The sequence below is a fragment of the Actinomadura sp. KC345 genome, from assembly GCF_004348515.1.
Lineage (GTDB): Bacteria > Actinomycetota > Actinomycetes > Streptosporangiales > Streptosporangiaceae > Spirillospora.
Window position 1 is genome coordinate 1 of record NZ_SMKH01000524.1, and the last position, 2,385, is coordinate 2,385.

2 protein-coding genes are annotated in these 2,385 nt (G+C 72.5%); one reads left to right on the plus strand and one right to left on the minus strand.

Annotated elements, in window-relative coordinates; genetic code table 11:
• Nucleotides 1–89: 89 nt before the first annotated feature.
• Nucleotides 90–875, minus strand: a complete 786-nt coding sequence (locus E1281_RS39165) for a M50 family metallopeptidase (RefSeq protein WP_243717808.1) — start codon at nt 873–875, stop codon at nt 90–92.
• Nucleotides 876–1,225: 350 nt separating this feature from the next.
• Here E1281_RS39165 and E1281_RS39170 point away from each other — a divergent pair.
• The coding region (locus E1281_RS39170; RefSeq protein WP_207943787.1) for a hypothetical protein at nt 1,226–2,385 on the plus strand (1,160 nt) is incomplete at its 3' end.

Here is a 2,385-nt window from a genome sequence, read left to right on the forward strand (position 1 = left end):
CCTGGTCCCGGTCCCATCGCTGGCTCACCCCCCGAAACTATCGCCGCCCACCGACATCCGCCGTCCGCCGGCGCCCGCCGTGGCGCCGGTCAGATTCCGGGGATGCCGGGCAGGTCGGGGAGGCCGGGCAGGTCCGGGAAGTCGGGGAGGACGTCGAAGCTCGGGATGAGGAGGACGGTGCCGGTCGCGAGCGACAGCAGGGCCGTGGCGCCGAACAGGCCGACCCAGGCCAGGCCCGGGACATGGGTGAGCTGGGCGAGCTGGTCGGCGTCGGAGCTGGGGGCCATGTGCCGGCTGCGCATCCGCTGCAGCTCGATCACGGGGCGCGTCCCGGCGAGCAGCAGGAACCAGGCGGCCAGGTAGGCGAACCCGGCCTGGACCTCGGGGCTGCCGAACCACGACACCCCGAAGACGATCGCTCCGGTGGCGACGACGGTGAGCGCGCCGTAGGCGTTGCGGATCATGATGAGCATCGCGCCGAGCAGCCCGAGGGAGAACCACAGCATCAGCGTGATCCGGCCGGCGCCGAGCAGCAGCGTGAAGAACAGGCCGAGCAGCGGGGGAGTGACGTAGCCCGCCAGCGCCGTGAGGATCATGCCGAGGCCGTGCGGCTTGCCGCGCGAGACCGTGACCCCCGACGTGTCGGAGTGCAGCTTGATCCCGTCGAGCTTGCGGCCGGTGACCAGGGCGACGAGCGCGTGCCCGCCCTCGTGCGCGATCGTCACGGTGTTGCGGGCGATCCGCCAGGTGGGGCCGTGGAGCACCGCGCCGAGGGCCACCAGGCCGACCAGTATGACCAGCCACAACGGGGGGTCCGGCTGCGTTCCAGTCACGCGGTCCCACAGGTCGGTGATGCTGATGTCGTCCACGTCCACCTCGGAGTCGTCGTCGCGATGCCCAACATTAGGACGTCGGGGATAACGTTCGCGTTCGGTTCTTGACGGTCATTCGGTTCGCCGGGCCGGGAACGGCGCCCGGCCGGTGGCGGCGGCCGCCGCCGGCGTGACCAACGTCATGGCGCGCCGGTGGCCCGCGGGATCGGGATCCGCGCGCATCACCAGCGGAAACTTTTGTGAACTCCGTTACGGTAGAGCCCCGATTGCCGTTATGGTGCCCTTCGCGCTTGGTCGATGCTCCTGGGCCTCGGCGCACGAGAGGATGACGGGGATTGAGTGGGGACCGATCTCCCGCGGGGCCGACGGCGCCGCGCGGGTTCTTCCGACATTTGCGGCGCGACAGGCTGACGGGGCAGATCGCGGCCGGGCTCGTCGGACTGCTGTGCGTCGGCGCGCTCGTGTACGGGGTGGGCACCGCCAGCGCGCGGTACAGGCTGGCGGACGTGGGCGCCTGGCTGAGCGCGAGCACCAAGGGCCTGGTCGTGCACGCCAACGGGCTCGCGGGCAAGGTGGACGGCAAGGCGGCCGTGGTGCCGCAGATGCGCGGCCACAACATCAAGGTCGTCCAGGACGGCAACACGGTCCTGCTCGTCGACACCGACACAGGCGTCGTGAGCAGGATCGACCCGTCCCAGCTCAAGGTCGCCGGCAGCCGGCAGGTCGGCGGGCCCGGCCTCCAGGTCGTCGCGAACGGCGGCGCCGCCTACACGGTCGACTCCGTGGAGGGCGTCGTCCAGCAGATCGACCCGGTGAAGCTCACCCCCGTCGGCCCGGCGGCGAAGCTCACCGCGCCGCTCGGGCAGGCGGGCATCGACGCCGACGGCGCGCTGTGGGTGCCCGTCCCGCAGACCGGCCAGGTCACGCCGTTCCAGGACGGGCGGCCGGGGACGCCGGTCGCCGCCGGACGGGCCGGCGACCGGCTTTCGCTGACCATCACCGCCGGACGGCCCGTGATCACCAACAGCACGTCCGCGACCGCGCTGGTCGTCCGGCCGGAGGGCACGCAGCGGATCACGCTGCCCGCGCCCGTCGCGAAGGCGGAGGACGGCGTCCAGGTCCCGGCGGTGGCGGACGGGCAGATCGTGCCGATGCTCGGCGCCGGAGGCTCGCTGTACCTGCTGGACACCGGCGTCGGACGCGTCGAATCGGTCGCGCTGCGCATGCCGGACCACACGTTCCAGGCGCCGCAGGTGCTGGGCGCCCGCGTCTACCTCCCCGACCGCACGACCGGGCGGCTGCTGGTCTTCAACACCGACCGCAACGCCTGGGAGAAGCCGATCACGGCCACCCGGCCCGGCGGGACGATCGAGGTCGTCGTCCGCGACCACATGCTGTGGGTGAACGACCCGGACGGCGCGACGGCGCTCGCCTTCGACGCGCGGGGCGGGGTCAAGCGCATCAAGAAGTACGAGGACGAGATCCCCGGCAGCGTGCGCAAGCCGCTGCCCGCCCAGCCGAAGCCGGGCAACGGGCAGGGCAACCGCAACGG